The 18638-nt window shown below is 50.6% G+C and carries 15 protein-coding genes, 1 tRNA gene and 1 pseudogene; 5 read left to right on the top strand and 12 right to left on the bottom strand.

Going from position 1 to position 18638, the window contains the following annotated elements:
* From KK083_RS32590 to KK083_RS29510, 7 genes and pseudogenes are all read right to left on the bottom strand, one after another.
* Positions 1–523, bottom strand: a pseudogene (locus KK083_RS32590) (hypothetical protein); the annotation flags it as partial.
* Between the two features lie 191 nt (positions 524–714).
* Positions 715–1353 carry an Ezrin/radixin/moesin family protein gene (locus KK083_RS29485; RefSeq protein WP_254169746.1) on the bottom strand — a complete coding sequence of 213 codons (639 nt, stop codon included), beginning with the start codon at positions 1351–1353 and terminating at the stop codon, positions 715–717.
* A 143-nt stretch (positions 1354–1496) separates the two neighbouring features.
* The gene (fumC, locus tag KK083_RS29490; protein ID WP_254169747.1) at positions 1497–2897 is read right to left on the bottom strand and encodes a class II fumarate hydratase; all 1401 of its coding nucleotides are present in this window, start codon (positions 2895–2897) and stop codon (positions 1497–1499) included.
* Positions 2898–3071: 174 nt separating this feature from the next.
* Complete coding sequence (locus KK083_RS29495; protein WP_254169748.1) at positions 3072–5090, bottom strand: CHU_0125 family OmpA-like outer membrane integrity protein; 2019 nt, start codon at positions 5088–5090, stop codon at positions 3072–3074.
* Positions 5091–5129: 39 nt separating this feature from the next.
* Positions 5130–5633, bottom strand: a complete 504-nt coding sequence (locus KK083_RS29500; RefSeq protein WP_254169749.1) for a hypothetical protein — start codon at positions 5631–5633, stop codon at positions 5130–5132.
* A 20-nt stretch (positions 5634–5653) separates the two neighbouring features.
* On the bottom strand, positions 5654–6439 hold the full coding sequence (locus KK083_RS29505; protein WP_254169750.1) for a (Fe-S)-binding protein: 786 nt from the start codon (positions 6437–6439) through the stop codon (positions 5654–5656).
* A gap of 38 nt (positions 6440–6477) precedes the next feature.
* The gene (locus KK083_RS29510) at positions 6478–7779 is read right to left on the bottom strand and encodes a 4Fe-4S dicluster domain-containing protein (protein ID WP_254169751.1); all 1302 of its coding nucleotides are present in this window, start codon (positions 7777–7779) and stop codon (positions 6478–6480) included.
* A gap of 108 nt (positions 7780–7887) precedes the next feature.
* On the opposite strand from KK083_RS29510, the gene KK083_RS29515 reads away from it, so the two are divergent.
* Positions 7888–7960, top strand: a tRNA-Phe gene (locus KK083_RS29515).
* A 76-nt stretch (positions 7961–8036) separates the two neighbouring features.
* Here KK083_RS29515 and KK083_RS29520 read toward each other — a convergent pair.
* Together KK083_RS29520 and recG are read right to left on the bottom strand one after the other, a co-directional pair.
* Positions 8037–10793, bottom strand: coding sequence for a triple tyrosine motif-containing protein (locus KK083_RS29520; protein WP_254169752.1), 2757 nt, complete (start codon positions 10791–10793; stop codon positions 8037–8039).
* Positions 10794–10863: 70 nt separating this feature from the next.
* Positions 10864–12963 (bottom strand): ATP-dependent DNA helicase RecG, encoded by a 2100-nt coding sequence (recG, locus tag KK083_RS29525; protein ID WP_254169753.1) that lies wholly within the window; start codon positions 12961–12963, stop codon positions 10864–10866.
* A gap of 125 nt (positions 12964–13088) precedes the next feature.
* Between recG and KK083_RS29530 the strand changes: the two genes are divergently transcribed.
* Complete coding sequence (locus KK083_RS29530) at positions 13089–13358, top strand: hypothetical protein (protein ID WP_254169754.1); 270 nt, start codon at positions 13089–13091, stop codon at positions 13356–13358.
* Here KK083_RS29530 and KK083_RS29535 read toward each other — a convergent pair.
* On the bottom strand, positions 13355–13747 hold the full coding sequence (locus tag KK083_RS29535) for a VOC family protein (RefSeq protein WP_254169755.1): 393 nt from the start codon (positions 13745–13747) through the stop codon (positions 13355–13357). The two genes, KK083_RS29530 and KK083_RS29535, sit on opposite strands and share 4 nt — an antisense overlap.
* Before the next feature lie 60 nt (positions 13748–13807).
* On the bottom strand, positions 13808–14770 hold the full coding sequence (locus KK083_RS29540; protein ID WP_254169756.1) for an NAD(P)H-dependent flavin oxidoreductase: 963 nt from the start codon (positions 14768–14770) through the stop codon (positions 13808–13810).
* 308 nt (positions 14771–15078) lie between these two features.
* On the opposite strand from KK083_RS29540, the gene KK083_RS29545 reads away from it, so the two are divergent.
* The 3 genes from KK083_RS29545 to KK083_RS29555 all read left to right on the top strand — a co-directional run bounded on the left by KK083_RS29545 (position 15079) and on the right by KK083_RS29555 (position 17881).
* Entirely contained in the window at positions 15079–15555 is a 477-nt protein-coding gene (locus KK083_RS29545; RefSeq protein WP_254169757.1) for a TlpA family protein disulfide reductase, read from the top strand.
* A 34-nt stretch (positions 15556–15589) separates the two neighbouring features.
* Complete coding sequence (locus KK083_RS29550; protein ID WP_254169758.1) at positions 15590–16204, top strand: thioredoxin family protein; 615 nt, start codon at positions 15590–15592, stop codon at positions 16202–16204.
* Positions 16205–16357: 153 nt separating this feature from the next.
* The gene (locus KK083_RS29555; protein ID WP_254169759.1) at positions 16358–17881 is read left to right on the top strand and encodes a GH3 auxin-responsive promoter family protein; all 1524 of its coding nucleotides are present in this window, start codon (positions 16358–16360) and stop codon (positions 17879–17881) included.
* Positions 17882–17974: 93 nt separating this feature from the next.
* On the opposite strand, the gene KK083_RS29560 is transcribed toward KK083_RS29555, so the two are convergent.
* Positions 17975–18583 carry a DUF2179 domain-containing protein gene (locus tag KK083_RS29560; RefSeq protein WP_254169760.1) on the bottom strand — a complete coding sequence of 203 codons (609 nt, stop codon included), beginning with the start codon at positions 18581–18583 and terminating at the stop codon, positions 17975–17977.
* Between the last annotated feature and the right edge of the window lie 55 nt (positions 18584–18638).

Below are 18638 nucleotides of genomic sequence, written 5' to 3' on the forward strand. Positions count from 1 at the left end.
CGCTTCCGCCGTTGCCCCCGGTGCCCCCACTGCAATATTTGGTGCCGGGGCTACCGCCAGCGCCTGTTCCGCCATTGCCACCATCGCCACCATTACCTCCTGAAAGATCGATGATGAGGCTGCCGATGGAATTCAACTTATCAATATAAAGAAAAAGATTCAGCCCCGCGGTGCCGTCCAGTCCACGCCCACCATTCCTGCCATGCGCTCCGTTCTGGCATGGGCCTGACGGTGCGAGCGATGTGACGCCGTTGGTACCTTTCTTTCCCTGCGTACCTCTGCCATCGATCCTGCAGTGTTTCCCGATGATCACAACCTGGGCGCGAATATAGTTTTCCGTTTTTAAATTGTTCAGCCTGATGCACGACGAGTCCATCATAATCAACGTATCGGACACAATAATGTCAGAAGGTGTTAGCGTATAAACTTCCCTGGGTCTGATCACAAGTTTTTCAAATCGTACCTGCGCAAAACATGAAAGCGATAACGTTCCAAGGAGCAATAGACAAAGGGTCCTTATCATAGCGGGGGTTTTTCTGAAAGGGTTTTTGAAGATAATACATTCTTTCGCCAAAGCATAACTGCGAGCGCGGGGAGTTACCCCGATTACAGCAAAAAAGCAGTACAAGAATACTGCTTTCTGATCTTTTTATCTGTAACCGAATCTATTACGCTATGCTTCTCAGGGAGAAGTGCTATCAGGCTTGCACGATGTTAGTTGGTTCCTTCCGCGGGCTTGTCACCCACTACACCTTCCAGCACATCTTTGATCTCCACGCGCTGGCCATCGCGGTAGGGAACGATCCACGCATCTTTCACACCCATTTCGCGCATGTACTTTTTGAAGGTATCGGCTTCCCAATAATCGCGGAAGATGCCGATGGTGATTTTTTGAGGTTCACCTTCTTTTACTTCGCCACCGAAGTTCGGGTTGTTCTCGAAGTATTTGGCAAGATCCTTATTCTTGAAAGCGCCGATCTGAACTTTGAACACCACACCTTTGGAGAAGTCCATCGGGTTGATCACCGGTGTTTCTTTCAGCTGCGTGAGCTCTGCTTTGGCAGTGGTGAGCTGTGCCCTGGTTTGTGAAAGCTGGTCTTCAAGCTCTGCGAGACGCGCATCTTTATCGCTTACGCTGGATTGAAGCTGGGTGAGCTTCTGGTTCAGCGATGCCACCTGACTTTCTGCGGCTGCTTTTTCCTCGGTCAGGCTCTTGAGGTTAGCAGGATTTTTGGAGAACTCCTTGGCTTTTTTCTTCCACTCCTTTTTTTCCTGTTTTGACAGCTGTGCGAAAGTGTTGGTAGTTGAAAAAATTAAAGCCAGACAAAAAAATAGAATCAGTCTGTTATTCATATGTTTAAAAAATTGATGTTCGCATGAACACGTGCAACGTCTGTTTTCAATTCCAATCCACACAAACTTCCATGCCTGGACGTTTCACTCGCTAAAAATCTCAAATAAAAGTACAAATATTTTTTTGAATTCGTAAAAAAGCCCTATTTCTCAAGGCTTCCTACCATCTTTTCAGGCCTTACCCACTGATCGAACTGCTCTGAAGTAAGGTAGCCCAGGCCGATGGCAGCTTCGCGCAGGGTCTTGTTTTCCTTGTGCGCTGTCTTGGCGATCTTGGCTGCTTTCTCGTAGCCGATGTGGGTGTTGAGCGCCGTTACCAGCATGAGCGAGTTCTCCAGGTGCTGCTGAATGATATCCTTGTTGGGCTCAATGCCAATCGCACATTTTTCGTTGAACGATACGCAGGCATCACCAATCAGGCGGGCAGACTGAAGCACGTTGGCGGCGATCACGGGTTTGAACACGTTCAGCTCAAAATGACCGTTGGCGCCACCTATTGACACCGCTACATCGTTGCCCATCACCTGTGCGCATACCATGGTAAGCGCTTCGGGTTGTGTGGGATTCACTTTTCCGGGCATAATAGAAGAGCCCGGCTCATTATCAGGGATCAGGATCTCTCCGATGCCGCAACGGGGACCGGAGCTCAGCATGCGGATGTCATTGGCGATCTTCATCAGCGCCACGGCTGCGCGCTTCAGGGCGCCCGAGAGCTCAACCATGGCATCGTGCGCCGCCAGTGCTTCGAACTTGTTGGGGGCCGTAACGAAAGGGTAGCCTGTGAGGTCGGCGATCTTCTTCGCCACCAGTACATCATAACCTTTCGGTGTATTGAGGCCTGTGCCCACGGCCGTACCACCCAGCGCCAGCTCGCGCACTGCTTCAAGCGCATTTTTGATGGTGCGCAGGCTGTTGTCGATCTGCTGAACGTAACCTGAGAATTCCTGACCCAGCGTGAGGGGTGTGGCATCCATAAAATGCGTACGTCCCGTCTTCACAATGTTCTTGTACTCGGCAGATTTCCTGGCCAGCGTATCGCGCAGCTTCTGCATACCGGGAATGGTGATCTCCACCGTCTGCTTGTAGGCCGCGATGTGCATGGCCGTAGGGAATGTATCGTTAGAAGATTGCGACTTGTTAACGTCATCATTGGGGTGAAGGATCTTTTGCTCGTCTGTGAGCTTGCCTCCGCTCAGCACATGGGCGCGGTAGGCGATCACCTCGTTCACGTTCATGTTGCTTTGGGTGCCGGAACCTGTCTGCCAGATCACCAGCGGGAATTCTCCATCGAGTTTGCCGGCCAGAATCTCATCGCATACTTTGCCGATCAGGTCCTTTTTCTCCGCCGGAAGTACACCAAGCTCATGGTTAGCCAGCGCCGCAGCTTTCTTCAGGTAGGCGAAAGCGTAGATGATCTCTTTGGGCATGCTGGCCTCAGGGCCAATCTTAAAATTGTTCCGTGAGCGTTCGGTCTGTGCACCCCAGTACTTGTCTGCCGGCACCTGAACTTCTCCCATGGTATCCTTTTCAATGCGATGGTTCATAGTTCTGAATTATGGGAGCAAAAATAGTAGGTTCACGCAAAGGGCGCAAAGAAATGCGCAAAGGCCGCGAAGTTATTTCAGGAATGGGCGGGCTTTTAGAAAGAGGGTATCGTCAAGATCAGGACCACCGTGACTTAGGCCGTCCCCTCCTGACTCCTTACTTCTGACTTCTTCTCAATTATTCCCGTCCGACTTGAAGTACTTATCCTCGTCAAACTCCTCTTCCTCTTCAATGGTCTTGGGTATCACCCCTACCTCGAGGATCTTGAATTCAGTACGCCTGTTCCGGTCACGGCCTTCGGGATTGTCGGTGCCGTCGGGGTTGGTGTTGCGGGCAATAGGCCTCAGCTCGCCATATCCTTTCGCCACGAGGCGGTCAGGCGAGATACCGTTGTCGACCAGGTACTTCACGGCAGATTCGGCCCTGCGCTGCGAAAGGTCCTGGTTGTACTCCACCGTAGCGATGCTATCTGTGTGTGAGCTCAGCTCGATCTTGATCTCCGGGTTATCGATCAGCAGCTGCACCAGCTTGTCAAGCTCTTTTGCCGCATCCGGGCGGATATTGGCCTTATCGAGGTCGTAGTAGATGTTATCCAGTACAAAGTACTTGTTGAGGTCGATCTTATCCAGCACCACCATGGTATCGAGGGTAATGTTCGTCACCAGCTCTTTCAATGTGGAAGGATCCACGCCACGGCCGCGTGTAGTGTAAGCTTGCCGCTTCACCAGGTAGCCGTCTGTCTCGGCAATGAGGTTGTAATCTTCATTCTCATAGATGCGGAAAAGGAACTTGCCATCATTGCCGGTCACAAAATCCTGCATCACATCGCCGTTGTGATCGATCAGCGACACCTTTGTATTCGGCAGGATGCGAAGTTTGCCTACGCTGTCAGGCGTATAGGTAACTCCCTGCAGATAATAATTGACAACCTTGAGGTTCGGGTCTTCATTGATGAAGGTATAGATATCGTCATCACCTTTGCCTCCGTCGCGGTTGGAGGTAAAGAATCCACGGTCTGCGCGGAACAGGAAAATAGCGAAGTCGTCACCGTTAGAGTTGACGGGTTGCGCGAGGTTCTCGATCACGGTCTTGCCGTTGACGCGTTTCACCACAAACAGGTCAAGTCCACCATAGCCGGGATGTCCGTCTGATGCAAAGTACAGTTTGGCATCTTCTGCCACGTAGGGGAACAGCTCATTTCCTGCCGTGTTGATCTCAGGGCCGAGGTTCCTGACGCGTGAAAAACGTCCACGTGAGTCCATCTGTGCAGAGTAAATGTCCGTGCCGCCATAACCTGCGCGTTCCCTTGCCCTGCCCTTGCGGTTAGAGGCAAAATATAACGTACGGCCATCGGGGCTGAAGGCCGGAGAAGAATCCCAGGCATCGGGGTCGTTGATGTTCAGGGCAACCGGCTCCGTCCACGCACCATTTCTGAACCTCGTCAGGTAAAGATCAACATCGTTGGTGCCTTTTCTTTTGCCTGAGTTGCCTTTTGCAAATACCATGATCTTGCCGTCGGGCGAGAAGGTGATGCAACCGTCATTGATATTTTCTGAGTTGATACCTTCGGGCAACGTGGCCACGGTAGCCAGGTCTACATTGGCGCCGCGCGATGCTACCTTATAAATATCGGTAAAGGGTGTGCCGGTAGCTTCATAAACTTTTCCGTTGCCGCGCGAAGAGGTGAAGTACAGCTCGTTGTTGAGGAACACGGGTGAATATTCTGCCGATGGCGTGTTGATGAGCTCCAGGTTCTTTACCTTATAATAGCTGCGGCGCTCGTTGAGCTTTTCGAGGTAGTCGATGCCATTCAGGTATGCTTCTAACCGGTTCTTGAATTTCTCATCGGGTGTGCTGGCGATCACGGCTTCCAGTGTCTTGCGTGCCTCGTCATATTTGCCATTGGCTTTTTGTGCCTCGGCAAGGAAAAACTGGATCGAATCTTTCAGCAGACCGCGGCCCCCGGCCTTTGCGTAATAAGGCTCGGCTTCCTTCAGCCTGTTAGACAACCGGTACGACTCCGCCACGTAAAAATTGGCTTTGCCATCGTTGGGATCGTTGGCCAGCTTTTTCTTATAGATATCGATAGTGTTCTGATATTTACCGAGACGGAAAGCTTTGTTTGCCTTTTTTTCGGCACTGCAGGCCGCAAGCAGAACAATGATCAATAATGCAAAACCGGTGTACCTCATAAATTGCTGAAATAGCATATAAAACTACAAAATATTGCGTCAGCTAGCTACTTTGGGAGCAGGCACATATCGTTTCAGCCACGTATTTCCGGCAGGAACAACCCACGAAGTTTCCAACTGACCTTTTTCCGAGACCAAATTATTGAACGTAGGGGTGGCCTCGCTCCATATACCTTCCATGTATTTTTGTTTCAGGTCCTGGAGCCTCACCAGCTTGATAGCATTCCCATCCTTAAAAGCTACCAGGTTCCGGTCAAACAGATCGAGCCCAAGCTGCTGCCCAATTTCTTTGATGGCCCTTACCGAGCTGTCGATGGAACAGCCGCTGGCACCGTAATGCGATTCATCCGCCGCCAGAATAATGAAATGATCGTGGGGGATCAGGAAGGAGGTTTTCAGGCCCTGGCCGTGTGCCGCCCATCCCCGGGTAAACGAATCGAGGTGTGCAGCAATCATTTCGCTCTCCTCCGGGGTAAATTTTCTGCTGGACTGATAAACCCAGATCCGGGATGAGGGTGAAATGGAATCGAACGGAACGTACATGCTGTTTTTGGTTTTTCTCTCTAGCGTAAACCTTGAGCCTCAGCAATTAGTTCTGCAATGTCTTTTACCTTGACCTCGGCCTCGCGCTCTTTGTTCTTAACGCCATCGCTCATCATGGTCATGCAAAAAGGGCATGCCACGGCTATGGTGGTGGCCCCGGTTCCCAGCGCTTCTTCCGTACGCTCTACATTGATGTCTTTACGACCCGCTTCGGGCTCCTTGAACATCTGTGCCCCTCCGGCCCCGCAGCAGAGTCCTGTGGTACGGCATCGTTTCATTTCCACGAGGTCTGCATCCAGCGCTTCGAGCACGGCCCGCGGCGCTTCATAGATATTATTGGCGCGGCCCAGGAAACAGGAATCATGGTACGTGATCTTTTTTCCTTTAAAAGACCCGCCTTCCGTCATTTTGATCTGCCCGCTTTCGATAAGCTGCTGCAGGAAAACCGAATGGTGGATCACCTCATAGTTACCGCCCAACTCGGGGTATTCGTTCTTCAGGGTATTGAAGCAGTGCGGGCAAGCCGTAACGATCTTCTTTACGCCGTAGCCGTTCAGCACCTGGATATTGTTCATGGCCTGCATCTGGAACAGCAGCTCATTGCCAGCCCTGCGCGCGGGATCACCCGTACAGGTTTCTTCTGTGCCGAGCACCGCGAACTTGATACCCACGGCGTTGAGGATGCTGACGAACGACCGGGTAACGCGTTTGTAACGATCGTCAAACGAGCCGGCACAACCAACCCAAAAAACTACTTCCGGGGTCTCTCCCCTTGAGGTCATTTCGGCGAGCGTAGGAACATTCATGCTGATATGTCTGTAAGTTGTTTAGCTGTATTTTTGATTTAGTCTTTTGACCAGTTGAAGCGGTCTGAAGGCGAGAACTTCCATGGGGCAAAGTTGGTCTCGATATTCTGGTACATCGAGTTCCATGACGACGGCGCGCCTGACTCTTCCATGGAAACATATCGGCGCAGCTCCAGGATGATCTCCAGCGGGTTGATCAGCACCGGGCAGGCCTCCACGCAGGCATTGCAGCTGGTACAGGCATTGATCTCTTCTTTAGTGATGTAGTCATTCAGCAGGGTCTTGCCATCCTGCAGGCCGGGGCCACCTTTGTCGAGGCTTTTCCGAACATCCTCCATCCGGTCGCGCGTGTCCATCATGATCTTGCGGGGCGACAATTTTTTTCCCGTGAGATTGGCCGGACACTCTGCTGTGCAGCGGCCACATTCGGTGCATGAATAAGCGCCCATGAGACTGGTTGACGGAAGGTCGTTGATATCTTTGGCGCCAAACCTGCCGGGTTCGGCGGGTGGTGCGGCGGTCGCGTCCTGTAAACCCAGCATCATCTTCACTTCATTGGTCACCACCGGCATGTTGTTCATATGCCCTTTGGGCTCAATTTTGGCGAAGTAGGTATTGGGAAATGCCAGGAAGATGTGCAGGTGTTTGGAGTAGGTGACATACACGGCAAAAGCGAGAATGCCGATGATGTGAAACCACCAGGCGAACCGCTCTATAAATAAGAGTGTTGAAACGGGTAACGAGTCAAAGATGGGCATCAGCATGGAGCTGAAGTACAATTTACCGGTAGCCGCATAGTGAGGATCTGACTGCTGAAGTATTTGGTCTGTGGCGTTCATGGTAAGGATGGCCAGCATGAGCACGATCTCCGTAAAAAGAATGATGTTGGCATCCAGCCGGGGCCATTTTGTCATCTCGTACATCCAGAACCTTTTGACCTTCAGGATGTTCCTACGGATAAGGAAGAACACGCACGAAAGCAGCACCGCCACGGCAAGGAACTCAAAGATATTCATGAGCACACCGTAGAAACCGCCGAGGTAAGGGGCAAAAATGCGGTGGGTACCGGCAAGGCCATCGATCACAAACTCAAGCACTTCCAGGTTGATCACTACAAATCCCACGTAAATAAAGAGGTGGAGTATGGCCGGGATAAACTTTTTGAACATCTTTTTCTGACCAAAGGCCACCAGCATCATATTGCGTAGGCGAACCTGTGGCTGATCGGTACGAAAAGTGTTCTTTCCCAGTCCGATATTCTTGCGGATGCCTGAAACACGCCGGCTGATGAAGTAGACGGCGGCGGCAAGGGTGGCGATAAAGGCTATTTGTTGTATCATGCGAACTATTATCGCTGTAATCTTAATAATTCAAAGTCATATTTTGCACCAAATATAAATTTATCTACTTTTGTGGCCCCCTGCTTATGGCGGGTGATGGTTTTTTAAGGTGATGTAGCTCAGTTGGTAGAGCAAAGGACTGAAAATCCTTGTGTCGGGGGTTCGATTCCCTCCATCACCACAAGCCTTCTTCTTCCGGAGAAGGCTTTTTTTATTTCCCTTTTATCAGGAGCCGGCGGGGTACGCCGATACAGCGGTCATTTTTTATTCTGGCCCGAGGTCTCTTTTTCTTTCTCTACAATGAATTTTTCAGGTTTCCCGCGCATATGCATGGGCGACGCCTGGGGAACAATGAACTTATAGAGCTTGCCACTTGAATCGAGCGACTTCAGCATCAGGTTGCGCAGGTAGCCTTCCACCGGCAGTACCAGCAGCGCCACCACCACCTGGATGAAAAAGTCGATCACGGGACTGCTGTTCTTCAGGCTGATGGTTGCGCCGATGGCGGTCTGGAGCAGCTCGATCAGCAAAATGATGGTGAGCAGCGACAACACCCGGCTTACAATTCTGTAACGTGTGCTCAGCCTGAACGAGAGCATCACCAGGGAAGCAAACACGGCAAATTCCAGCCCATAGAACCATGAACGTTTCCAGTATGGCGGCAATACTTCGAACGACAGCGGCTCAAGGGTGCTGATCTTGCCAAAAATATTCCTCGCCTCCACCTGCAGGGTGTAGTTACCGGTGGGCAGATACGGAAAATCGATCACATCATTGTTGCTCGCCCACTCAGACCACGTGTCCTGCATGCCTTTGAGCAGGTACCGGTACTCAACGGCCTGCGGATTGATATAGTCGGGCTGCACCACTTCAAACTTGACAGAGCTGTGCTCCTGATCCATAACGATCTCGCTGAGCTTCACGATCCGCTTGTCCTGGTTGACGATGGATTTTAAAAAGAGAGGAAAGGCATCCCCTACCGGTATATCTTTGTCGCCAAAGAATTTGAACAGCTCGTTGCCTCCGCTGATCAGCCACAGGTTGGGTGAATTCTTGTCGGAAGTGATGAAGCGCAGGTCCTGAAATACATTCAGCAGCTGCAGGTTGTTGCCGGCTGCGGCCGATCCAAGAAAATTCCAGCCGTGGCGATCGCGGTAAACAACGCTTCCATTATGCGCAAAATACTGCGAGGGCTTCGGAAGCGAATCGATCTTTACAAGCGCGCTCTTCTGTCGCTCCACCAAATAAAAACCGTCGGCATTCGCCAGCACGATCTGGCCATTCCATACGGCGCCCACGGTCCGGTCTGTATTGTGCAGCTGTGCTTCGATGGTTTGTTTGTGGCGTACATCACCTCCCTTTACATCGGCACGATAGATCTTGTTGATGCCGCAAAGCCACAGCTCGTTGTTCACACCTTCAAAGATGTAGTTGATCTGGTCAGCCACATTGTTGAAAAGACTTGAGTTCTCGATGGTGTTGCCCGTGAACCGCAGCGTGCGCACTTCATCGTTGTAGGCCGACACGATCACGAAGTCGCTGTTGGAAGGCGCATACAGGTAACGCACCGGTACTTCCATGATCGGTTTGGCTGCCAGGTTGTTGATCTCAAAAAGACCACCCAGGCCCGAGGCCAGCAACCTGCCCTGCACTTCCACAAGGTGGGTGACCTTGGCATCGATGCCCTTCACTTTTTTGAATTCGTACTGCGATGAGCGCAGTATTTTTTCTGTTCGTTTCTGCCGGCGGAATTTTGGCTGAAGCGGGGGGCTGGGCTGCACCTCTTCCGTGGCACTCGCGTCTTCGGCCGGAGCGTTCTTCTTACGTTTCAGAAATCCGAAGAGCCCGCTTTTTTTCGATTCACCGCTGGGTGTTTCCTGCTTCGGTGCGGTCATTGCAGGCTGGCTTCTTCCGGCCGTGGGCTTAACCTCCACATCTACATAATAGACCAATTCATCATACACATCGGTCTTCTCAAGCTTGAACAGGCCGAGCGATGTGCCTACATATACGGTTTGTTGTGACGAGAGCGCGCAGAGCAGGTTTCCCTGCAGACCGGTATAGTGGCTGAAGGAACGCAAGGGCAGGTAAGGCGCGATCTTCGTGAATCCGTAGTCATGCGCCACCCACACATTCTGCTTGGCATCGGTCATCAACTCAAAAACTTCATTATCGGGCAAGCCTGTACCATAGTTGATGATCTCCTGCGTAACACCGTTGATGGGATTGATAAAGATGACACCCCCGCGCAACGTGCCCAGTGCCAGCAGCTGACGGTTGAGCCAGCTTCCGCTCACGATCACACTGGCATCGATGTATGCCTGATCCTGAAGCACCACCTGTCTGAGCTCCGGCGTTTCGCTGCAGGTGTACAGTTTGTTGCTGGCTGTGCCGATCACATAGCTGTTATCGATCCTGGAAAAGAAAACCACTTCTTCATTCAGGTTAAGACCTGAATCGATGAGCTTGTTCTGGTCGATCTTAAAAGTGCCATGATCGGTGTTGACGTAGACCGATCCGAACAGCTCAAACACTTTGAGGAAAGTATGCTCCGAAGAAAGGGGTTTGATGCTGGCGGTTGTTTGCTTCTGCGCATCGAATATGTACACGGCCTCTTCTGTGAGGAAGTAAACCTGATCTTTTACGAGGAGCGTTTGAAAAACATTGACAATGGTGGAGTCTGATAAATATACCGCCTGCTGAAACCCGTGTTTATCGGGACTCACCTTGCCGAAACCTTTTGCGCCGGCCCAGTAGATCTCGCCTGCAGCATTCACTTCTATATTATAGACTGCAGACAAACCGGGAAGCAGGTCCCAATCGCGGCCATCGAATTCGAGGATGCCGGCCTTGGTGGCGAAATACAGCACACCCTTCGAATCCTGGTCCATGTCAAAACACACATAGTCGAATCGTTCTTCGCTGGGCGAGTAGTGCGACAGAAAATAGTTACCAGCCTGGCCCCACAACGTCAATGCACAGCACGTGAATAAAATGGAAAAGAGTGGTCTCATAAAATTCGGGCAGATTTCAAATTTAAACTAATATGGCTTTCGAAAAAACCCGGAAGGTGTTTAGTTTTTATTACGATATCCGGCTCCAGTTAACGGTGCTGTTACGCGAGGATTCTATTTGCGTTCTGATCACGCTGTTTTCAGGCTTTTGCAGGTCAGGGTCGTCATCCAGCACATCGATAGCACTTTGCCGCGCCTGCTGCAGCACAGGCCCATCTTTGCCCAGGTCAGCAATGAGCAGGTCGAGCACACCACTCTGCTGTGTTCCCATGAGGTCGCCCGGACCGCGCAGCTGAAGATCTGTTTCAGCGATCTCAAAACCGTTGTTGGTTTTCACCATCGTTTCAATGCGCGCGCGCGACTCCTTGCCCAGCTTAAAGTTGGTGATGAGGATACAGTACGATTGTTCTGCCCCCCGGCCCACACGGCCCCGCAGCTGGTGAAGTTGTGACAAGCCAAAACGTTCGGCGTTCTCGATCACCATCACCGAGGCATTGGGAACATCCACGCCCACTTCAATTACCGTGGTGGCAACCATGATCTTGGTCTCATCTTTTATGAAACGGGCCATCTCGTAATCTTTGGCCTCGGGTTTCATTTTGCCGTGCACAATGCTTATCGCGATATCGGGAAACGCGCGGCTGATGCTTTCGTAACCGTCCATCAGGTGTTTGAGGTCGAGTTTCTCCGATTCATCGATGAGCGGGTACACCACATATACCTGTCTGCCGGCCGCGATCTGGTTGCGCAGAAACTGGTTAACCTGCAGCCTATGCGAATCATACTGATGAACGGTTTTGATGGGCTTGCGGCCTGCGGGCAGCTCGTCTATCACAGATACATCCAAATCCCCGTAAAGGGTCATGGCCAATGTTCTCGGAATGGGCGTGGCGGTCATCACCAGCACATGCGGATAAGCTTCGTTGTTCTTCTGCCAGAGCTTCGATCGTTGCGCTACGCCAAACCGGTGCTGCTCATCTATGATGGCCAGGCCAAGGTTGCGAAACTGCACCTCTTCTTCCAGCAGCGCGTGTGTGCCGATCAGGATGTTGAGCGAGCCATCCCTGAGTGATTCGTGAATACGTTTGCGGTCAGATTTTTTGGTGGAGCCGGTGAGCAGCTCGATCGTAAGCTGCATCTTGCTGGCATGTTTCCTGAGGTTGTTGAAATGTTGTTGCGCGAGAATTTCGGTGGGCGCCATCAAAGCGTTTTGCGCACCGCTTCCGGCCGCAAGCAGCATGCAGATGAAGCCAACGATGGTTTTACCACTTCCCACATCGCCCTGCAGTAACCGGTTCATCTGCTGGCCCGACCGCAGATCGGCATAGATCTCTTTGATCACTTTTTTTTGTGCCTGCGTGAGCGCAAACGGAAGGTGATCATTGTAGAATTTTGTAACCAGCGATGCATCGTTGAAAACCTGGCCCCTGAACTTGTCTTTCCGCACAAGCTTCATTTTGAGCAGGCGCAGCTGAATGTAGAACAGCTCTTCGAACTTCAGTCGCGCCTGTGCCTGGGCCAGCGCCTGATGATGCTGGGGAAAATGGATGTTGCGTAACGCGTCTTGCTTGGAGATGAACTTGTGCTGGCTGAGCAGGCGGGCAGGCAAAGTTTCACGGATCCTGTCTTTGGCCAGTGTGAGCAGCTCGTGAATAAGCTTTGACAATACTTTGCTGTCGAGATGTTTGCCGCGCAATTTTTCTGTGAGCGGATAAACCGGATGAAGGGAGCTCTCTTTTTCATTGCGGGCGGAGAGCGGTTCGAGCTCGGGATGCGCCAGGCTGAAACGGTTACCGTATTTTGCCGGCTTGCCAAAAGCAACGTAGTCGACACCGGTTTTGATCTTCTCGTTGATCCAGTTGATGCCCTGGAACCATGTGAGCTCCACTTGCCCTGTGTCATCGGCAAAATGTGCCACCAATCTTTTTTTTACGCCGGCACCGATCAGCTCTTTACCGGTGATCCTGCCTTTGATCTGAACATAAGGCATCTCTTCTTCGATCTCGCTGATCAAAAAAAATCTTGTGCGGTCTTCGTAACGAAAAGGATAGTGCTGTATAAGGTCTCCGAACGTAAAAATCTTCAGCTCCTTGTTCAACAGCACAGCACGTTGCGGACCTACTCCTTTGAGGTATTCAACAGGTGTATCGAAAAACGCGCGCGTGGCCATGTTCCAGGCAATATTCAAAATTTAGTAATACTGGAAGTGTCGCACAGAAATAATTTGTTGTTATTTTTGCATCCCCCGTTGGTTACAACACGTAACAAATCATTATTTAAGTGTAGTTGTTGTCTATGAAGGCTGATCGTAAAATATTTAAGGGGATCGAGTATGTTCAACTCCAGGAGCTACCCCTCGCACAGCAGGATAAACTGGTGTCACGAAATGATCTTTTCATCAAGATCATGATCGAAGGCAAAGTTGTTGGCCAGTGTATCCAGTATAAAGATTACAATTTCTGGTATGAAAACGTCTTCCGCACCAGGATTACTCCGGTTAAGGAAACGATTGTTAGTGAGGTTGCGCGAGACATGGAGCCTGACCTGGCTTTGGAAAAGTATTAATCCCAAATACCTGCATCCGGTACAATTTCAAGGACGTTGCCTTCAGGGTCGTTGAAATAGAACGATGTTTCACCACCTTTCCAGGTAACCTCATCTATCAAAGCAACACCTTTTGAGATGATCTCTGCCTTCGCTGCAGCATAATCTTCTTTGCTTACTTCAAACGCAAAATGTTGTTTGCCTCCGCCGAAGTGCGCCGGTGGAGAATTTTTTAATTTAGAATCTTCAGGATTGAACAACAGCAACACCGAGCTGCCCGCGCGAAGGAACAGGTGTTTGCCCGGCACGTAACTGATCAACGGCAACTCCAGCACCTCATGATAAAAGACTTTTGCTTTTTCCAGGTCATGAACATACAGGCACGTCTCTTTGATCTTGGTATACCTCATGTGTTAAAAAGTTAATGTTAGCGTACACACAGGATAACAACTTCTTGTCCCGTCACATCTTCACGTGCAAAGTGTTTTTCTGAGGCTCACATACTGCTGCCACATTTCCTGCAGGATCTCTGCCGCCGGCTGGATCTTTCTGATGGCCGCAGCCACCTGGCCTATCTCCAGTTCGCCTTCTTCAAGGTCACCTTCAAAGATACCACGCTTTGCCCGGCGTGTGCCCAACAAAGTGCTCAGCTCGGTTGCACTGGCGCCCCGCTGCTCCGCCTGCTGTACCTGCTGAAAAAAATTGTTCTTGATCAGCCTTACAGGTGTTAGTTGCTTTAAAGTGAGCATCGTGTCTCCTTCCGCAGCGCTGGTCACTTTTTCTTTGAACGATCGATGCGCAGACGATTCTTCACTGGCGGCGAACCTGCTGCCTACCTGAACACCTTCCGCACCCAGTACCGTTGCCGCGAGCATAGCCCTACCGTCGGCAATGCCACCAGCGGCGATCAGCGGAAGAGAAACTGCATCGCGCACCATCGGTATCAGCACCAGGGTTGTTGTCTCTTCACGACCGTTGTGCCCGCCCGCTTCAAAACCTTCTGCCACAATTCCATCAACGCCCGCCTGCTCAGCCTTGCGCGCAAATTTCGTACTGGACACCACATGCACTACGGTAATACCTTTCTCTTTTAAAAAACCGGTCCATGTACCCGGGTTGCCTGCCGATGTAAAAACAATTTTCACTTGCTCTTCTGTGATGATCTTCATCAGGGTGTCTATCTCCGGGTACAGCAGCGGAACATTTACACCGAAGGGCCGGGTTGTTGCTGCCTTGCACTTACGGATGTGCTCGCGCAGTACTTCAGGATACATAGAGCCTGCGCCAATGAGGCCGAGGCCACCGGCGTTGCTCACAGCAGAAGCAAGGCGCCACCCGCTGCACCAGACCATGCCCGCCTGAACGATTGGAAACTCGATAGAAAAAAGATCGCAGATACGATTGCCGCTTTTACTCATCGTCTTTAAAGTCATTTTGTGCTATTTACAAAAAGCTGAAAAAGCCTGTGCATTGCTGTTGTAACTTATGTTTGAAATAAGTTGTCCACAAAGAAATGATTTATAAAGCAGCTCGTAAATTACTATAAATCAGTTACTTAAATGACAATATTACGGTAATGTGGATAACTGCTTCATTTTGTTGATATCTTTTTTGCTAAAATCGCCGACTTTCTAAGTATCTGAAATTGAAGTTTTTATTGTCGCCTGATCAGCGTCGGAATTTTTCATTTCTTACCCGGGTTTATAGTTATTTTGGATGAATTATTGTCTTATTGTTTAATATGAAGAAGAACATCATTGCAATGATCATGAGCTGTGTGGTCTTTGGAGCTGCCGCTCAGAAGGCCGAAGTGGTTAAGCTCGACAAGCTTCAGCAGATCATGGAAACCAAGTCTGACAAGATCAGGGTAATCAATTTCTGGGCTACCTGGTGCGCCCCCTGTATTAAAGAGTTGCCGCTCTTCGAGAAGCTGCATGCCGAAAGATCTGACGTGAAAGTAACGCTGGTTTCGATGGACCTGGACCTGGATCCCAATCCTGAAAAGGTGTATAAATTCCTCGACCGTAAAAAATTGCAATCGGAAGTTTTATTGCTGAATGAGCAGAACGCCAACAGCTGGATCGGTAAGATCGACAAGAGCTGGTCTGGCGCCTTACCGGCTACCATTGTGATCAATCCGAAAACCGGTCAAAGAAAATTCATTGAAAGGCAACTGCACGAAGGCGATCTTGAGAAGCTCATTGCAGAAGTTCAATAACTTATTCCAGCCCTTTGCGTAAACACGTTTTACTATGAAACTTATAAAACCCATTCTATTGATGCTCTGCTTTGCTGCGCTGACGGCCGGCAGAACTGCAGCCCCCAATTACGGGGTAGGCGATACCGTGGCTGATTTCAAGCTGAAAAACGTTGATGGAAAAATGGTGTCGCTTTCTGACTACAAGAGTGGTAAAGGCGTCATTGTGATCTTCGATTGTAATACGTGTCCCTATTCTAAAGCTTACAACGACCGCATTATCGCCCTGAACAAAAAGTACGCGGCCCAGGGTTTTCCCGTGATCACCATCAATGCCAACGACCCATCAGATTCAGAGGGTGACTCTTTCGATGAAATGGTAGCCCTGGCCAAGAGGAAGAAATACGACTTTCCCTACCTGGTAGATGAAACACAAAATGTTGCCCGGGCCTTCGGTGCCACCAACACACCCCACGTGTTTGTGCTGAAGAATGAAGGAGGCGCTTTCACGGTAGCCTACATCGGCGCCATTGACGACAACGCCAGGGATGCCAGCTCGGCCAGTAAAAAATATGTAGAAGATGCCGTTGACGCGCTGCTCAGCAACAAGGCCGTGCCCGCCGCCAAGACCCGGGCTATCGGCTGTGGCATCAAATGGAAAAATGCCTAGTGCGCCGATCGGCAACCAACCGGCGATTTACAACGGATCATAAAGCAATAGCAATTATTTTAGCGCATACTTAAAGCTGTCTCCGGGCAGCTTTTTTTTATGGATTTATAAAAGTCAGCGTTAAAGCTTATTTTTGAAATCGCCTCAAACCGGATGGGACTGATTAATTCTATATTGACCTGGGTGATGAAAAAGCGCATTCATCAGATTGAGCTTTTTATGAAGTACCCCCATGACGTTCAGGACGAGCTTTTCAAAAAGCTGGTTCAGAACGGCGAGACCACCCAGTTCGGAACCCAGTTCGGGTTCAGGGACATACAGACCTATGCGCAATACCAGGAGCGTGTTCCCATTTTCACTTATGAGAAGATGTTTCCCTACATTCAGCGGCTGATGCGGGGCGAGCAGAATATTCTCTGGCCTTCGGAGATCAAATGGTTCTCTAAATCGTCGGGTACCACCAGCCAGCGGAGCAAGTTCATCCCCGTATCGCAGGAAGCCCTCGAAGAATGCCATTTCAAGGGAGGGAAAGACCTGATCTCCATCTATGTAAACAATTACCCGGACTCGAAGCTGTTCGACGGCAAGGGGCTGGCCGTGGGCGGAAGCCACCAGATCAACGAGTATGATTCAAGCGCCTCGTCGTTCTATGGCGATGTATCGGCAGTGATCATGCAGAACCTTCCCCCCTGGGCGCAGTTCATCCGCACGCCAAGCCTGGAGACGGCACTCATGGGCAACTGGGAAGAGAAGATCGAAAAAATGGCCGCCGAAACCGCCGAGGTCAACGTGACCAATATTGCCGGTGTTCCCACGTGGACGGTGCTGCTCATTCAACGCATCGTGGAGCTTCAGAAAAAAAATCACATCCTTGAAGTGTGGCCAAACCTAGAAGCCTTCTTCCATGGCGCCGTGGCCTTCAAACCTTACCGCAACCTGTTTGAGTCGCTGATCCCCAAAAGCGATATGCATTACTGGGAAACCTACAATGCCAGCGAAGGATTCTTCGGCATTCAGGATCAGAAAGATTCGGAAGAGCTGCTGCTGATGCTCGACTATGGAATATTCTACGAGTTTATTCCCGTAGAATCGATGGATGAAGAAAATCCCAGGGCCCTGCGTTTGTCTGAGGTAGAGCTCGGGAAAAATTACGCCATGATCATTTCCACCAATGCGGGGCTGTGGCGTTACAACATCGGCGATACTGTAAAATTCACTTCCGTCAATCCTTATCGCATCAAGATCACGGGAAGGACCAAACACTTCATCAACGCGTTCGGCGAAGAGATCATCATCGAGAATGCCGAAGCTGCCGTGACCAAGGCATGCCAGCACACCAACGCCATCATCGATAATTTTACAGCAGCGCCCGTGTTCCTGGAAAAAGGGAAACGCGGCGGTCACGAGTGGATCATCGAATTCAAAGTACAGCCTAAAAGCCTCCACGACTTCACGCGCATCCTCGACGAAAGCCTGCGCCAGGTAAACTCCGACTACGATGCCAAACGCAAGCACGACCTCGCCCTGGTAGGCCCCAAGATCCACAGCGTGAAAGAAGGAACATTCTACAACTGGATGAAGAGACGCGGCAAGCTCGGCGGACAAAACAAGGTTCCGCGGCTGTTCAACTCCCGCGAATACGTGGATGATATTTTGAAGATGATCGCCGAAAGTTAAATGCACGGTTCCCGCTGATTACGCAGATCAACGCAGAATCTGCACATCATCTTATCTGCGTCTATCTGCGAGATCTGCGGGAAACAAAGCGTACTACTCTCTTTTGATGCTCCTCAACCATGAGCCTATGCTCCAGCGCGTGGTCTCCTGAACTACGGTGCCGCTTTCTCCGGCGCGGTTCACTTTTTCAACGGTATAAAAAGCAGTGGGGAGGATCTCTTTGAGCTTCCGCAGCAGGTCTTCCAGCGATTCTCTTTCCAGCACCGTGAACACGAGGTTCTCATGACCATCGGGCCCTTCTGCATTCACGTGTGTGTAACGGTACTGACGGCTGCCGAGGAACCTGAGCAGCTCACCCACATCCTTGCGTGTGATGATCCGCACGATCACCTTGCCATAGGCGATGCGCTCTTCGATGATCATGCCCACGAAGATGCCCGTGGCAAATCCTCCCGGATAGGCAACATAGCAGATCCAGTTGTCCATGTGCTCGAAGATCTGCCGGATGGCCATGAGCCAGATGAGCGATTCAAAAAAACCCAGCAGCGTGGCGGTAGCCTTGCGTCCGCCGAGAACATAGATGATCCGAATGGTGTTGATGGAAACGTCTCCGATGCGCGCCATAAAAATGAACAGTGGCAGCAGCACGAAGCTGAAAACATTTTCAGAGATGCCGAGGGTATCGATAAAGAATTGTTCCATGGAATATTCTTTAAGTTGTCAAAACAAACTTCACTAATCCGTTTCGAGAGGCTGT

The organism is Chryseosolibacter histidinae, from assembly GCF_018598225.1.
GTDB lineage: Bacteria > Bacteroidota > Bacteroidia > Cytophagales > Cyclobacteriaceae > Chryseosolibacter > Chryseosolibacter histidini.